The following is a 17,079-nucleotide window of genomic DNA, read 5'->3' as shown; positions in this document are numbered from 1 at the left end:
TCAATGTTGGCCTTGTACTTATAAACGCTCGACTAACCCAGCCCCATCCATCGCTTGGCAGACGTAAATAGCGGCTTTCAGACCGGTTTGCGCCTCATAGTTGGCATCCACCACCGCTTGCACACTGGCTACCAGATCGTGCGGCACCAATGCCACCACGCAGCCGCCAAAACCGCCACCGGTCATGCGCACACCACCGCGCTCGCCGATCACTTCTTTGACCATCGCCACCAAGGTGTCGATCTCTGAAACCGTAATTTCAAAATCATCGCGCATGGAGGCATGAGATTCGGCCATCAATCGCCCCATTCGCTGCATATCGTGCTGACTGAGCGCCTGCGCCGCATCCAGCGTACGGTAATTTTCCGTGATCACATGGCGTGCACGCTTGCGTAGTAGCGGATCTAACTCATGGCTTTTTTGATTGAATTGTTCAAGGGTCACATCGCGCAGCGCTTTGACACCAAAAATCGCCGCCACCGCTTCGCACTGTTCGCGGCGAGTATTGTATTCACTGTCGACCAAGCCACGTTTTTTGTTGGAGTTGATAATCACCACCACCAACTCTTCGGGCATCGAAACCGAGGTAGTCTCTAAACTGCGGCAATCCAGCAACATGGCATGCTGCTGCGAACCTTCGGCTGAGATCATCTGATCCATAATGCCGCAGTTACAGCCGACAAACTCATTCTCAGCTTGCTGACCGTTAAGCGCAATTTCCGCTTGGCTAATTTCAAGATTAAACAACACCTTGAATGTTTGCCCAATCACCACTTCCAGCGCGGCCGATGAGCTCAGCCCAGCCCCTTGTGGTACGTTACCGCTCACCGCAATATCGGCACCGGTAAACTGAAAACCGCGCGCTAACAGGCATTTCACGACGCCACGAATATAATTCGCCCACATTTTATCGTGCTGAAACGCGATCTCTTGTGTTAAATCAAACTCATCCAGCGCATTGCCATAATCCACCGAAATCACGCGCACGATATTGTCATCGCGCTTAGCCGCCGCGACCACGGTTTGGTAATTAATGGCGCACGGCAACACAAAGCCGTCGTTATAGTCGGTGTGTTCACCGATTAAATTCACTCGACCAGGCGCTTGAACAATATGTGTAGGTGCATAACCCAAGGTTGCCTTGAATGCGTTTTTTACATTATCAATCAGTTCAGACATCGCGTATTTCCTGGCAAAGAAGAATAAAAAGAATAATGAGGGATGGGGTGTGATGCCTGATTTAGCATCGTGATACTTCATCCCACCATCGAGCGCCTCGCTCTACACTCTCAAGTTGCAATTACTGCTGCTTATAATGCACATCACTGACATCACGTAAGCGCTGCGCCGCTTGCTCCGCAGTTAAATCACGCTGACTTTCCGCCAACATTTCATAGCCGACCATAAATTTACGCACGCTAGCGCTGCGTAATAATGGGGGATAAAACAGCGCATGCAGCTGCCAATGTTCGATATCCTGCTCGGCATCGAAAAACGGCGCATAATGCCAGCCCATCGAATACGGGAAGGCACATTGGAATAAATTATCGTAACGGCTGGTCAATTTTTTAATGGCCAGCGCCAAGTCATCGCGTTGTTCGTCCGTTAATTCATTCATTCGGCGAATATGGGTTTTCGGAAGTAGCATGGTTTCAAATGGCCACGCTGCCCAATACGGCACCAGCGCGACCCAATGCTCGGTTTCTACCACAATCCGACTGCCGTCTTTCAGCTCAGCTTGCACATAATCCACCAGCAGATTGCGGCCATATTGCTGGTAATACTCTTTTAAATGACGCTCTTTGCGCTCAATTTCATTGGGCAGGAAATTATTGGCCCACACCTGACCATGCGGATGTGGCTGCGAGCACCCCATCGCCTCACCTTTGTTTTCAAAGACCTGCACCCACACATAGGTTTTACCCAGCTCTTCGATTTGTGTATTCCAGGTATCGATCACCGCACGGATATTGGCTAACGGCAATTCCGGCAAGGTTTTGCTGTGATCTGGGGAAAAACAAATCACGCGGCTCAAACCACGGACCCCTTGCGCTTGAAATAACGGATTTTCCGCCGGCGGCGCTTCTGGCGAGTCCACCATCAAGGCGGCAAAATCGTTCGTGAACACATAGGTGCCGGTATAATCTGGATTGCTATCACCGGAAATACGCGCATTGGTTGGGCACAAGAAACAGGTTGGCTCATAGCTTGGCAACGTCTCTAACGCCGGTTTTTCATCCGCGCCACTCCACGGCCTTTTGGCGCGATGCGGGGAGACCAAAATCCACTGCCCGGTCAGCGGGTTGTAGCGACGGTGTGGATGATCCACGGGATTAAATTCAACGTTTGACATATTCGTTCTCAATCTTCGCTGTTCAAGATTGCCGCATGCTCAATGAGCGTGGCCTCTCGTGATGGTCGGTATGAATGCACTTAGCTCTTCGTATAGTCCTTCGCATAGCCCTGAGGGTTATGCGATTGCCAGCGCCACGTATCGGCAGTCATCTGCTCGACCGTACGAGTCGCTTGCCAGCCCAACTCGCGCGCGGCTTTGTCCGTACTCGCCCAACACTCAGCAATATCGCCAGAGCGGCGTGGACAAATTTCGTACGCAACCGGTCGACCACAGGCCTCACCGAATGCCGCCACCATCTCTAGTACGCTGGTGCCTTTGCCGGTGCCGAGGTTGTAAATGTGCAGCCCCGCCTGCTGACCGCGTGCGTTAAGCGCAGCGATATGTCCATCGGCTAAATCCATCACGTGGATATAATCGCGAACGCCAGTGCCATCCACCGTTGGGTAATCATTCCCAAAGACCGCCAATTTCTCGCGCCGCCCCACCGCCACTTGCGCGATAAACGGCATCAAGTTATTCGGGATCCCCTGCGGATCTTCGCCCATCTGACCAGACGGATGCGCCCCGACAGGATTGAAATAGCGCAGCAACGTTATGCTCCAATCCGGCTCGGCATGGCACAAATCGCGCAAGCACTCTTCGACAATGTATTTGCTGCGCCCATACGGGTTGGTGGTCGCGCCAGTCGGCGCTTGTTCGGTGATCGGCACCTGCGCGGGGTCGCCATAGACCGTGGCCGATGAGCTAAAGACCAAGCTTTTCACGCCGGCTTTACGCATACAACGCGCCAACACCAAGGTACCGTTGACATTGTTATCGTAATACTCCAACGGCTTAACCACCGACTCGCCCACGGCTTTCAACCCCGCAAAGTGCACCACGGCATCAATCGCATGCTGGCGGAAAACTGCATCCAAAAACGCTTCATCGCGGATATCCCCCTGATGAAACGCTGGCCGTGTGCCGGTGAGGGCTTCAATGCGTTGCAACACCTCTTGATTGGCATTGCACAGATTATCGACAATGATGGGCTCCATACCTGCTGCAATCATTTGCACGCAAGTGTGGCTGCCGATATAACCCATACCACCCGTCACAAGAACTTTCATGTTCACATCTCCATTTGCTGGTCAGACTGCGGATATTTCCTCGCCGTCACCTCGGCATACAGCCCCGCTCTCATTGCGTAAAAGTCTACCAACCGGCATGGCGTAGCGTCCGTGATCCAACTCAAAATGTGTAAACGTTTCCATTTTCGCATAAATGACGGATTACCTCGTAGCAAGACATCCCTTGATTCTTGTCGTGAATAGTGGCCTGTAAAACGCTTACAAACTGTCGTCAAAACCCCGTATTCCCGGCTAAATCCAGCCCAAAAGAATGCGCCAGATCACACAAAAATGCTGCGCTCGGCCTGCAGATGAAAAAATGCCAACCCAATCATGGAAACGTTTCCATTAAATTATACACTGCGAGCATCACACCTTTTAACGATGACAGCATGCGCAAGACGCAGGGAAATGGTGCCATCCCCCAGCGGCAATGCTCTTCACTCACTCATTTAGAGCAGTGAATCATGCCGTAAATAGCGCAGTGCATATGGTCAGTAACACAAACTAGGCAGGAAAAAATGAACGCATTCTCATCTATTCTTCAACGGCGTGACTGGGAAAACCCGCAATCGGTCAATATTCACTGCCTGCAAGCCCATAGTCCGCTGTCGAGTTTTCGCAGCATGACCGATGCACGCGATGGCGTGCACGCGCAACGCCGCTCGCTCAATGGTGAGTGGAAGTTCAAATTATTTGAGGCGCCAGAATGGGTAGAAGGTGCGTTTATCGCCCCTCACTTCGATGATACGCATTGGGATAGCATCCCCGTACCTTCGAACTGGCAATTACACGGTTACGACAAGCCGATTTATGCCAACGTGAAATACCCGTTTAACGTAAATCCCCCTTTTGTGCCGCAAGACAACCCCACCGGTTGTTACCGCACCACCTTCACGCTAACTGACGCCGAGCTCACCAATACCCAACGTATTATTTTTGATGGGGTGAATTCCGCGTTTCATTTGTGGTGTAACGGCCACTGGGTTGGTTATAGCCAAGATAGCCGTTTACCGGCCGAGTTCGATCTCACCCCCTATTTGATTGCGGGCGAAAACACGCTAGCGGTGATGGTGCTGCGCTGGAGTGATGGCAGTTATTTAGAAGACCAAGATATGTGGTGGTTAAGCGGCATTTTCCGTGACGTGACCCTACTCTCGAAGCCGCAGCACTGCATTACCGATGTGTTCGTAACCCCAGATTTAGATGCCTGCTACCGCGATGGTACGCTTTCCATCCAAACCCATCTCTGTGCGCCAGAGACTTACCAAGTGCAAGTGCAGCTGTTCGAAGGAGAGCAGCCTATCACTGAACCTTGTATTGAACGCCCACATAATCGCCGGATTGATGAACGCGGCTCATGGCGTGATGTGGTATTCCATTCACTGCACGTTCGCGAGCCGAAACAATGGAGCGCAGAAACGCCAACGCTGTACCGCGTGGTGGTTTCGCTGCTGGATGAGCAAGGCCAGCACATTGAAAGTGAGGCGTATCAGGTTGGTTTTCGTAAGGTAGAAATTGTCGATGGGCAATTAAAGCTCAACGGCAAAGCGCTGTTGATCCGTGGGGTCAACCGCCACGAGCATCACCCAACCTTGGGTCATGTGATGACAGAAGAAGACATGATCCGCGATATCTGTCTGATGAAGCAGCACAACTTTAATGCCGTGCGAACCGCGCACTACCCGAACCACCCGCGCTGGTATGAGCTGTGCGATCAGTACGGCTTATATGTGTGTGATGAAGCCAATATCGAAACCCACGGCATGAAGCCGATGTGCCGTTTATCCAGCGATCCTCAGTGGGCGCATGCCTACATGAGCCGCTATACCCAGATGGTGCTGCGCGATAAAAACCATCCATCGATTATTATTTGGTCACTCGGCAATGAGTCGGGGCATGGTAGCAACCATGATGCGATGTACGCGTGGTCGAAAAATTTTGACCCGTCACGCCCTGTGCAGTACGAAGGCGGCGGTGCCAACTCATCGGCTACCGATATCATCGCGCCGATGTATGCACGCGTAGAAACCACCCTTGCTGATGAGGCTGTACCTAAGTGGCCAATTAAAAAGTGGATCTCACTGCCTAATGAGCAGCGCCCGCTGATTTTATGTGAATACGCCCATGCCATGGGGAACAGTTTGGGCAGCTTTAATGACTATTGGGATGCGTTTCGTGAGTACCCGCGCCTGCAAGGCGGCTTTATTTGGGATTGGGTAGATCAAGGGCTCAGCCAGTGGGATGAACACGGGCAACATTTCTGGGCCTACGGTGGCGATTTTGGCGATGAAATCAATGACCGCCAATTCTGCATCAATGGCCTCGTTTTCCCTGATCGCACAATCCATCCGACCTTGGAAGAAGCGAAATACTGCCAGCGGATGCTGACGGTAACGCTGCAACAGCAACGCGCTGCAGATTGCGTGCTGCTGGTACGTAATGAACATCTCTTTCGCGCCACCGATAACGAAGTGCTGCATTGGTCATTGCTGGAAAATGGCCTGGTGATCCAAACCGGATCCGTGGCACTGAACCTTGCCGCCGATAGCGAGCAGACGCTGGCAATCCCATGTCACTTCCAGCCTAAAGCACAGGCGGTATATCACCTCAATACTGACATCACCCTGTTAGCTGACACGCCGTGGGCACCCGCCGGTCATGTGTGCGCCAGTGAACAATTTGCATTAACCCACCATGCTGGTTTGCACTTACCCTGTTTTGAGCCACACATTAACGCGCTGCCTGCCCCGCAATTAAGTCACAACGTAACCCGTAACGCGCAAACCTTACAGGTCAGCAGTGTCGATAATCAGGTGCAATGGACTTGGGATTGCCACAGCGGTCTGCTGACCGACTGGCGCATCGCTGGCCAAGCGCAATTTTTAGCCGCGCCACACGATAACTTTTTCCGCGCCCCACTGGATAACGATATCGGGATCAGTGAAGTGGATAATGTCGACCCGAATGCGTGGGCTTGCCGCTGGGATCTGGCCGGCATCAACCAGTGGACACGTGAGTGCATCCGCTGTCAGGGCGAAATGCTGCAACAAACCGCGCAGGTCAGTTCAACCTTTGTCTACCAATTTAACGGCGTCGTCCAAGCCATCACTACGTGGACCTACACCCTGCACAATAGCGGCGAGATGCAACTAGCCATCGACGTACAACTGGCAGAGCACCTCCCGCCAATGCCGCGCATTGGTCTCGAGTTACAATTACCACTGCATGATAACCAAACGTCGGTATCGTGGTTTGGATTGGGCCCGTTTGAAAACTATCCGGATCGATTAGCCGCCGCGCGCATGGGTGTATATACCCAGCCACTGGCCGCGATGCACACACCGTATATTTTCCCTACCGACAGTGGATTACGTTGTAACACGCAAAAATTGCAGGTCAATCAACTGGAGATCAGTGGGCAGTTCCACTTTGCGGTCAGCCGCTATGCACAAACGCATCTGGCCGCCGCCAAACACACCCATGAGTTGCGGGAGGAAGACAAAATTTATGTCTGTATCGACCACCAGCATATGGGGGTAGGCGGTGATGACTCGTGGAGCCCGAGCGTGCATCAAGCGTTCCAGCTGACCGATAAAACCTACCAGTATCGCGTCAGCATCAAACCGCGCACGCACCACTGACCGCCCTCTGTCTCAGGCTACAAATTGGGGCTACTGACTCAAGCAGGTGGCCCCATTGCCTGAACAGGTTTCGTTAACACACTATTCACGCCGCACGGCCTCGCCTGTAAGGCCAACATCCGTGAGGCATTGGGAACGAAAAAGATGACAGAAAAACAACGTATCACGCTTACCGGTACAGAAACTCAGCTCATGATTGAGCTTGGCGAGTATGCGGAAATCTTGCATTGGGGGCCGAAAGTCAACGCCGATATGGCGCGCTCGCGCATCGCGCTACAACGCCCAGTTCCCTATGGTCGCTTGGATAACGATGTGGCGATGACCTTACAGCCTGAGCTGGGGCGCGGTGTATTTAGCAGCCCCGGAGTAGAAGGTCACCGAAATGGGCAAGACTGGGCGCCGGTATTTAACATCACCAATATTGCGCAGAATGGAAACGGTGTGCTGATCACCAGCACTGATCCCCGTGCCGGCTTAGCACTACAAACCGAATTACAGCTTGATGCACACGATGTAGTGAAAACGCGCCACACCCTGACCAACCTCAACGCAGGTGAGTATCAGGTTAATCGCTTGGCCACTACCTTGCCACTGCCGGCACGGGCCAATGAGCTGCTGACCTACTATGGCCGCTGGGTGCACGAGTTTCAAACCGTGCGGCAACCGCTGCTACAAGGGGGCTACCAGCAAGAAAACCGTCGCGGGCGCACCTCCCATGAACATTATCCGGCCTTGGTGGCCGGTAGCGCACACTTTGATGAGCTCTCCGGTGATGTGTGGGGCTTTCATTTTGCGTGGAGTGGCAACCACCGGCTGCGCGTAGATGTGAAAACCGATGGCCGCCGTTATATGCAGGCGGAGATTATCTATCTGCCGGGGGAGATTAGCCTCCAGCAAGGCGAAAGCATCACCACGCCGTGGTTGTATGCCAGTTACAGTGCCCGTGGGCTCAATGGCATGAGCCAGCATTTCCACGCTCACGTACGCCACGCGATTTTACCGGCGCAAGTGACCCAAAAACCACGCCCCATCCATCTCAATACGTGGGAAGGGATCTACTTTGATCACGATCCTGACTACATCATGCTGATGGCAACTCAAGCGGCCGCGATGGGCGTAGAGCGCTTTATTATCGATGATGGCTGGTTTAAAGGGCGCAATGGCGATAAAGCCGGTTTAGGCGATTGGTTCTTGTGTGAGGACAAATACCCTGCCGGACTGCGGCCGATTGTCGAGCATGTTAATCAACTCGGCATGGAATTTGGACTGTGGTTTGAGCCGGAGATGATCAACAAAGACTCTGACTTGTATCGACGCCATCCCGATTGGTTACTGGCCGTTGACGGCTACCAGCAGCCCACCGGCCGCAATCAATATGTGATTGATTTACAAAATCCAGCGGCATTCGAGTTCTTGTTTGAACGCTTAGATCACTTCTTATCCACTTACCCGATAGCCTATATCAAGTGGGATATGAATCGCGAAATTGTACAGCCTGCGCACGGTGGACAAGCGGCCGGCTATCGCCAAACCGAGCGTTATTATGCGCTGTTAGACCAAGTGCGCGCTAAACACCCACAGGTGGAAATTGAGTCTTGTGCCGCAGGCGGGGGGCGCATCGATTTTGAAGTGCTGACCCGCACCCACCGCTTTTGGACCTCAGACAATAACGATGCGCTCGAGCGACAAACCATTCAGCGCGGCATGAGCTACTTTTTCCCGCCGGAAGTGATGGGCAGCCATATCGGCGCGAGTCATTGCCACAGCACCCGCCGCCGTCACGATATTGCATTTCGTGGGATCACCGCGCTGTTTGGTCACATGGGCATTGAGCTGGATCCGGTAAAAGAAGAGCCAGCCGAAAAAGAGGGCTTTGAGCGCTATATCCAATTGCACAAATCGCTGCGGCCATTACTGCATAGCGGGCAAACGTGGCGCATACCCAGTGATGATCCGGCCCATCAGATCCATGCGGTCGTTGCGCCAGATCGCTCGGAAGCAGTGGTGATGGTGGCACAACTGGCAATGCCAACCCATGCCCTCAGTGGTCACTTACGGGTACCAGGTCTTGATCCCGATGCGATATACCGAGTGTACCTGCTGGATAAGCCGAGTAATTATCACGCTATCGTGAACCGCCAACCAGAGTGGACTTGCGAAGGATGTGAAATATCCGGCGACTGGAGCCAGCACATAGGGTTAACCCTGCCGATTTTGGATGCCGAAACCGCGCTATTAGTGAAATTCGAGCGTATTAGCGCCTAGGTTAACTATTATCGTCTCACGTTTATTCTAGCTTTCTCACCATCCCTTTGCCGCCCCACCCTGACTCGGTGGGGCGGCTTTTTTACCGAGCCAACGCGCCATCGCCACGATGGAATCGTTTCCACAAGTCAATCTATTAAGCCTCCGTACCAACATGTAAAAACAGTGAGTTAACCTGTCACATTCGCCGCGCAACACCTGACATTTATTACCTCCATCACATTATCAGCATCCAACTGAAAACGTTTCCACAAAATGGTTTTTGATCACAACATCACCACTCACGAATGCGTAGCATGAGCATCGAAAATACAACTCAGAGACGTTGACGTTATGACTTCTAGTCAGGGAATACATAGCTGCTCGGCACTAAGGAACCATTATGTCAGATAAAATTACACTACAAACTAAGCTGTCTTACGGTCTTGGCGCATTGGGCAAAGACTTTGCTTGTGCTCCTATCTACATATTCTTAATGTTCTACTTCACTGATGTTGCCGGATTATCAGCAGCGTTTGTTGGTACTATTTTCCTCGCTGCACGAATTATTGATGCGGTGACCGATCCGATGATGGGCGTGATTGTGGATAATACCCGTTCACGCTTTGGTAAATTTCGCCCATGGATTGTCATTGGCACCTTACTAAATGCTGTCGTATTAGTGGCTCTTTTCAGTACCCATATGTTTAGCGGCACAGCACTGTATCTTTATGCGGCCGCCGCTTATATTCTTTGGGGCCTGACCTACACCATTATGGATATTCCGTACTGGTCTATGATCCCCGCGCTGTCTAGCTCGCGCCAAGAGCGTGAGAAGCTAGTGGTATGGCCTCGTTTATTTGCGAGCTTAGCTTGGTTTATTACCGGTACTTATGGTTTGCACATTGTTGGTGAATTAGGCAATGGTAATCAGGGCGATGGATTTTTTAATGTCGCGATGCTGATTGCCGTCTTGTTTATTCTGAGTGCATTTTTAATTGCACGTAACGTGAAAGAGAAAACCGTTACCACTCAAGCCACCAAAAAATTCACCTTTAAAGATGTACGCACTATTATTGGCGAGAACGACCAACTTAAAGCGTTAATTGGCACTGTATTGTGTTTCCAAATTGCTAACTTATTGGTCGGCGGCTTTGCTATCTATTATTTTTCCTACGCTTTAGGCGATGCTAAATTATTCCCTATCTACATGATGGTGGCAGGTATTGCTGAAGTGGCGGGTGTATTCTTATTCCCTCGCATTGCGACGTTAGTGCCAAGAAAATATTTGTGGCTGATTGCTTGTGGATTCCCGGTGGTTTCCTGCATCCTGCTGCTGATTATGGGTTTTGTTGCACCAAGTAATGCCATCATGATTGGTATGGCCGGTGCGGCAATCAAATTTGGTGTCGGGATCGCCAATGCGCTGCAAACCGTTATGCTGGCTGACGTTGTGGATTACGGTGAGCACAAAACCGGCCGTCGCAGTGAGAGCGTGATTTTCTCGGTACAAACCATGCTGGTGAAGTTTGCTGGCGCCGCCGGTGGCTTTATCGTCGGGGTGGGTCTATCAATGATTGGCTATGTGCCTAACGTAGTGCAATCGGCCAGCACCATTATCGGCCTTGAGTTCATGATGATTGGCTTACCGGCTATCTTAATGACCATCAGTGGCCTGATTTACCGCCGCTATTACCACTTGCACGACGGGTTTCATAAAACCGACCTCAACGTGGATGCGGTAAAACCAGCTATGTCAGCGGCCAATACCGCCATCTAAGCAATACCGAAACTAAACCATGCCCGTGCATGAGTGCGCGGTAGCAAATCAACCCCAAAGGAGAACCTACGGTTCTCCTTTTTATTTATGCGCTTTGTCGAGTGTCTGTTTGGCGAAATAGACCGTTTACGTTACGCCTAGCCAACAGAGCAGCTATGCCCTTCCCTCACGATTCATGTGGCTCATGCTGGCGCCATAATTGGATCAGAAATTCCTCATCCAGTGGTGAGAGATCAAAGCGTTGGCAGGCTTCTTCGATAGCGGCCATGTCATACTGATGATGTTCACTGAGCCAGCGCACGGCACGGCGCAGATCTTCGCCCGGGGGAAGTAGCGGATGATTTCGCATGGCACACCTCCGACACTCAACAGTACTAACCAACCAGCTATCTCGATGGCGTCTACATTAAGTGTAGTTGGTCGTTGGTAGCAAAGCGCGGGGTAATATCGATAGGGAAAATCGATAGGGAAAGCATGTGGGGGTTATTCGGAGTTTTATCGCGAGATAGCACACACCATGCTGGACGGCGATACACCGCCAGCCCAGCACAGGTTTCGCCAATACACCCTAACTTAATTAGCCTGCACCACCATCTTTTCTTTGCTCTGCTCACTGAGCGCCAGCGCGCGCGGCAATTGGCTAAACTCCACACAGTGCGGCGGTGTGATGTGCAAAGTGTGCTTGGCCACTTGCTCCAGCAACGCTTCGCCGGCCAGCATTAACGTCTGCCAAGCCGCTTGCTCGCCAAAATCATGCAACGCACCAAGCGCAATTTCATGGTAAGAAATGGTACGGGTGAACGGAGCATCCACCGGTTGCTCAATGCGCCCCTGAATACACACTATGTGGCCGTTCGCCTGTAAAAACGGTACCAACTGCGCCGCGCTTTGCGGCCCGATAGCATCAAATGCAGCGAAATAAGTAGCGTCGACCGCCGACAGTTGGCGATAGACCTGATGAATGCCCAGCATTTGTGCTTGTGACTCGCTCATGCTGCGCGATAACACATCAACCACAAAGCCACGCTGCACCAGCAATTGCACCAAAATTTTATTCACCGCGCCCAAACCGGCCACCAGCACGCGCGCCCCCGCCTTTACAGGGATTTTTTCCGCGGCCTGCCACGCTGTCAGCATCGGGCAAGGTAACGCCGCCGCCAGTGAGGCACTCATCTTATGTGGCAACCGCATGAAACGATGCATGTTCACTGCGGTAAACTGCGCAAAACTGCCATTGTGCTTAAGCGCGGTGTGATAAGCCACCGCCTGACCAATCAGCGCCGCGTCAACCAAACTCCCCACCGCCACCACAATCCCCGCACCATCCACGCCCGGGATGTGCCGTGCCGGCCAGTTCAGTGGGTTGGCCTGAATAAACTTCCAATCCACCGGATTAATCCCGATGGCTTGATTTTCCACCAACACTTCATCCGGCGCTAATTCAGGCCGCGGCAATGTGATTTGCACTATCGGATAAACAGGCTGATCAACGGATTGAGGCGTCGCTGACCGAGGCATAGATTGTTGTGTTTGATAGCCCCACGCTTGCTGTGTGGTTTGTTGTGGCATGCGGTGATCCTTGTACGGTTGAAGGTTTATCGAATGGCCAAGCGGGGCGATAAATCACGCGGCATGAGCCTTTCATCGACTCCGCAGTGTAACCAGCTTATCGGCAAGCGATTGAGTACAAAAACCACAAATTATTTTTGTCAAAATGACAAAAATCTACACTCTCGGCTCTCACGGCTAAACAGTTGCGGATCACTCAAGCCCTACAGCTGTAAGCGTGGCTGGATGAAATCCAAAAACACCGAGATCCGCTTGGCCACGGATGAGGATTTGTAGAACACCGCATTGACTTGCTCACGCTCTGAGCCGGCAATTTTCTCCTGCTCTAACAGTGGCACCAACCGCCCTTCGGCAATGTCCTTTTTCACCATAAAACCTGATAAGCAAGCAATGCCATTACCAGACAGCGCCAACTGACGGACTATCTCGCCATTGCTGCATGTTAAGGTCGGCTCCAAATTAGGGAACTGTTTCAGCGGCCACTGGTTCAACGCTTTCGCGCCCAGAAAGCCGATGATACTGTGCTGCGTAAGCTCAGTGGCGGATTTAGGCAAACCGCGCTGGCACAAATACTCCGGTGACGCCACCACATACAACGCACTGCGCCCCAGCGGACGGGCATGTAAGGTGGAATCAGTCAGCCGCCCAATGCGGATCGCCACATCAGTTTTCTTTTCCAGTAGATCGACAAATCCTTCGTTCGAGGTCAGCTCCAAGGTGATATCCGGATAGGCCTCGCGAAACGGACCAATCAGCGGTACCAGTTGCTGGAAGACAAACGGACTGGCCGCGTCCACCCGCAGATGACCGCGTGGTAACTCGCCACGGGCAATCAAATCCTCCTCCGCCTGCTGCAACAGCTGCAAGCCTGCACGTACAGCATCGACAAAATGTCGCCCTTCGTCAGTCAACTCAAGGCGTCGGGTCGTGCGATTTAAAATCGACACTCCCAATTGCTTTTCTATCTTACTGACCGCCCGAGAGACCCGCGCTACCTGAATATCCAGCACCTCGGCGGCAGCGGAAAAACTGCCACTATCAATCACGGTCACCAAAATGGCCAAATCATCGGAGCGGGTCTGCATCGTCATGCCAATATTTTCATTTTCAACAAAAGTGATTTTAATTTTACACCATTTTTCGCAAAGACAATGCCACGCATAATCGCCGCCATTGTCACGTTGCCGCCACGACACAGCGGCGATATGTCTCCTATCCAGCGCGATTAATTAACGAGATCAACTATGCCATTAGCTCTTCTGGCACTGACATTAAGTGCCTTTGCCATCGGAACCACCGAATTTGTGATTGTGGGGTTAATCCCCACCATGGCCAATGACTTACAGGTATCGCTGCCGTCTGCGGGTCTGTTGGTCAGCCTGTATGCCTTAGGCGTCGCCATTGGCGCACCGGTCTTAACCGCGCTAACCGGCAAATGGAACCGGAAATCCGTATTGCTGGGGGTGATGTCGTTGTTTGTCATCGGCAACCTGTTAGCTTGGCAAGCGCCCGGCTACCCAACGCTGGTAGTGGCCCGCATTCTGACTGGGTTAGCGCATGGAGTGTTTTTCTCCATTGGCTCCACCATCGCCACAGGTCTGGTGCCCAAAGAAAAAGCGGCCAGCGCGATTGCCATTATGTTCACCGGTTTAACCGTGGCGTTGGTCACCGGTGTACCGCTCGGCACCTATATCGGACAACAATTCGGCTGGCAATCCACCTTCTTGATTGTGGCGTTGCTGGGCTTGATCGCATTGCTCGGCAGTATGCTACTGGTGCCGCGTAACCTGCCTCAGCCGCCAACGACCAAGCTGGTCGCCCAGTTGAAAGTATTAACCCAGCCGCGCTTGTTGTTGGTGTATGCCATCACCGCGCTTGGCTACGGCGGCACCTTTACTGCATTTACATTTTTAGCCCCGATCCTTGAGCAAGTCTCTGGTTTTTCAACGCACATGATCAGCCTGATCATGTTGGTGTACGGCGGCTCGGTGGCAGTCGGCAACCTGTGGGGCGGCAAGCTGGCCGACAAAATGGGGCCCATTAAGGCATTGACCCTTATTTTTACCGGTTTAGCGGCGATTTTGCTGGTCTTCAATATCACCGCGTTTAACCCGCTGGCCGCAGTGGCCACGATCTTAATCTGGGGCGCATTTGCCTTTGGTAACGTACCGGGATTGCAGGTGTATGTGGTGAAATTGGCCGAGCGCTACACGCCAGATGCGGTGGATGTGGCATCGGGTTTGAATATCGCAGCCTTTAATGTCGGGATCGCACTTGGCGCGTGGGGAGGCGGAATGATTGTGGCTAAAGCCGGTTTAATGCACACCCCGTGGGTCGGCGCACTGGTGGTCTTGGTGGCGTTGCTGCTCACCCGCATCAGTGGTTATTTGGACAGGAAAGAGAATACAAAAAACCTGATACCGCAGCCCGCACCCGAAAGCTTGTAAACGCAGCACTGAAGGTAAACGTGAAGCGAGAGCAACGCGGTCATTTAAAATGGGCTCTTCCCTTAGCGGGAGAGCCCGTCATTATCACGGGTTCTACTTTCCCATCTTACGGCTTGGAATGCTCTGTTGATCCTTGGCTGAGAGCTTGCAATGCCGCAACCCCCACCGGCTCTGAGGCCAATAAAGGCACTACGGCATAACGATGAGCATGTAAGTGCTTCACCGCATCAATATGTGGTTGCTGACGATGGGCGCGTTGCACTAACAACGGTGAACGTACCAGTTCGGTGTGCAACGCATGATTGACGATCCATGCCCATGGCTCAATACCAGCACGGCGCAGATCGGCTTGCAGGTTCGCCGCCTCTTGCACAGGAGTGGGCTCTGGCAATGTCACGATCATTACCTTGGTCTGTTTCGGATCTTGCAGCTGCATCATCGGTGTTGTGAAATGCAATCCCTTACCGCCCATCTGACGCGCAATTTCGCGATGATAAGCGCCGGTGGCATCGAGCAACAACAAGGTATGACCGGTCGGCGCCGTATCCATCACCACAAAGCGTTTTCCTGCGTCACGAATAATCCGTGAGAATGCTTGGAAGACCGCGATTTCCTCGGTACAAGGTGAGCGTAAATCCTCTTCCAGCAACGCCCGCCCTTGCTCATCTAAGCTCGCCCCTTTGGTCGCCAATACTTGAGCGCGGTAACGCGCAGTTTCCACCAGCGGATCAATACGGCTAACCTCCAGTGTCGGCAATTCCCCTGCCAGCGTTTCGGACAAATGTGCAGCCGGATCGGAGGTGGTTAAGTGTACCGGTAGACCGCGTTGCGCCAACGCAACAGCTACTGCGGCGGCCAATGTGGTTTTCCCAACACCGCCTTTGCCCATCAACATAATCAGGCCATGCTCGTCAGCGGCCAGCTCATCCACTAAGGCGCTCAAACTCGGATGAGATTCACTCACCAACAACGCCGTCGTAGATTCGCTAGGTAAAGCACGACCGGCTAACAATTGGCGTAAGCTATCAATTCCCACCAAATTGGTGGCCAATAGCGGGACATGATCGGTCGGCAACGCCGCTAACTGCGCAGGCATTGTCTGCAAAGCACGTTGCTCCCTCTGCCATACTGCGTGCGCCAGTGGATCATCTGCGACGTCATCCGCAGGGAAAATGCCGTTAATGACCAACTGCTGATTCACCAAACCAATGGCCGCTAACTCATCGTGTGTACGCGCCACTTCGCGCAGTGTCGATGCTTGTGCGCGCGCCACCAAAATTAAGCGGGTACGCTGTGTATCGGATAATGCCGCCACCGCATCCGCATACTGACTACGCTGTTTTTCCAACCCGGCTAACGGACCAAGGCAAGAAGCATCCCCTTTGCCCTGTTCTAAAAATTCACTCCATGCGCCAGGCAGTTGCAATAGGCGAATCGTATGCCCTGTCGGTGCGGTATCAAACACAATATGATCGTATTGCGACACTAGCTCAGGGTCGGTCAAGAGCGCAGTAAACTCATCAAAAGCCGCAATTTCAGTGGTACAAGCCCCTGACAGTTGCTCTTCAATACTGCGCACTACACTCTCGGGGAGCTTGCCACGTACTGGCCCGACAATGCGTTCACGATACGCTTGTGCGGCGGCTTGCGGATCTATCTCTAAGGCTGACAACCCATGTACAGCCGTAATCACAGTGATCTGATTGCCGATCTCGGTACCAAACACCTGCCCTACGTTGGATGCTGGATCGGTGCTCACCAGCAATACGCGCTTACCTTCCTCACACAGCGCCACCGCGCTAGCACACGCCAACGATGTCTTACCCACACCGCCTTTACCGGTAAAAAAGAGAAATGCCGGTGGATTCGTCAAAAAAGAGAACATCATAAACTCCTTGCTCGTAGGCTTTGGTTACTGACTTTGCGCAAC

General features: G+C 52.5%; 11 protein-coding genes. 4 read left to right on the top strand and 7 right to left on the bottom strand.

The genetic code is table 11. The annotated features are described in order from the left end of the window. Positions 1-18: 18 nt before the first annotated feature. From galK to galE, 3 genes are all read right to left on the bottom strand, one after another. Positions 19-1,179, bottom strand: coding sequence for a galactokinase (gene galK / locus LQ901_RS15460; RefSeq protein ID WP_233672415.1), 1,161 nt, complete (start codon positions 1,177-1,179; stop codon positions 19-21). Between the two features lie 121 nt (positions 1,180-1,300). Continuing rightward, a complete protein-coding gene (locus LQ901_RS15455; RefSeq protein ID WP_233672414.1) occupies positions 1,301-2,353 on the bottom strand; it encodes a UDP-glucose--hexose-1-phosphate uridylyltransferase in 1,053 nt (350 codons plus the stop codon). 80 nt (positions 2,354-2,433) lie between these two features. After that, positions 2,434-3,465, bottom strand: coding sequence for a UDP-glucose 4-epimerase GalE (gene galE, locus LQ901_RS15450; RefSeq protein ID WP_010863219.1), 1,032 nt, complete (start codon positions 3,463-3,465; stop codon positions 2,434-2,436). Between the two features lie 521 nt (positions 3,466-3,986). Between galE and LQ901_RS15445 the strand changes: the two genes are divergently transcribed. From LQ901_RS15445 to melB, 3 genes are all read left to right on the top strand, one after another. After that, positions 3,987-7,109 carry a beta-galactosidase gene (locus tag LQ901_RS15445; RefSeq protein WP_152135340.1) on the top strand — a complete coding sequence of 1,041 codons (3,123 nt, stop codon included), beginning with the start codon at positions 3,987-3,989 and terminating at the stop codon, positions 7,107-7,109. Positions 7,110-7,253: 144 nt separating this feature from the next. Further along, on the top strand, positions 7,254-9,374 hold the full coding sequence (locus LQ901_RS15440) for an alpha-galactosidase (protein ID WP_152135339.1): 2,121 nt from the start codon (positions 7,254-7,256) through the stop codon (positions 9,372-9,374). Between the two features lie 382 nt (positions 9,375-9,756). Next, the gene (gene melB / locus LQ901_RS15435) at positions 9,757-11,133 is read left to right on the top strand and encodes a melibiose:sodium transporter MelB (RefSeq protein WP_010863222.1); all 1,377 of its coding nucleotides are present in this window, start codon (positions 9,757-9,759) and stop codon (positions 11,131-11,133) included. Between the two features lie 166 nt (positions 11,134-11,299). Here the strand turns inward: melB and LQ901_RS15430 are convergent, their stop codons facing one another. The 3 genes from LQ901_RS15430 to LQ901_RS15420 form a co-directional block, all read right to left on the bottom strand. Continuing rightward, the gene (locus tag LQ901_RS15430) at positions 11,300-11,482 is read right to left on the bottom strand and encodes a hypothetical protein (protein WP_039045106.1); all 183 of its coding nucleotides are present in this window, start codon (positions 11,480-11,482) and stop codon (positions 11,300-11,302) included. Between the two features lie 224 nt (positions 11,483-11,706). Beyond that, positions 11,707-12,702, bottom strand: a complete 996-nt coding sequence (locus LQ901_RS15425; protein WP_218572273.1) for an alcohol dehydrogenase catalytic domain-containing protein — start codon at positions 12,700-12,702, stop codon at positions 11,707-11,709. A gap of 203 nt (positions 12,703-12,905) precedes the next feature. Then, positions 12,906-13,793 carry a LysR family transcriptional regulator gene (locus tag LQ901_RS15420; RefSeq protein WP_230406962.1) on the bottom strand — a complete coding sequence of 296 codons (888 nt, stop codon included), beginning with the start codon at positions 13,791-13,793 and terminating at the stop codon, positions 12,906-12,908. Positions 13,794-13,946: 153 nt separating this feature from the next. On the opposite strand from LQ901_RS15420, the gene LQ901_RS15415 reads away from it, so the two are divergent. Further along, positions 13,947-15,149, top strand: a complete 1,203-nt coding sequence (locus LQ901_RS15415) for an MFS transporter (protein ID WP_152135338.1) — start codon at positions 13,947-13,949, stop codon at positions 15,147-15,149. A 106-nt stretch (positions 15,150-15,255) separates the two neighbouring features. Here LQ901_RS15415 and arsA read toward each other — a convergent pair whose 3' ends face one another. Beyond that, the gene (gene arsA / locus LQ901_RS15410) at positions 15,256-17,034 is read right to left on the bottom strand and encodes an arsenical pump-driving ATPase (RefSeq protein WP_152135369.1); all 1,779 of its coding nucleotides are present in this window, start codon (positions 17,032-17,034) and stop codon (positions 15,256-15,258) included. Between the last annotated feature and the right edge of the window lie 45 nt (positions 17,035-17,079).

It is taken from the genome of Plesiomonas sp. PI-19 (assembly GCF_021368255.1).
Lineage (GTDB): Bacteria > Pseudomonadota > Gammaproteobacteria > Enterobacterales > CAMTGL01 > Plesiomonas > Plesiomonas shigelloides.
This window is presented reverse-complemented; position numbering and strand designations above follow the sequence as displayed.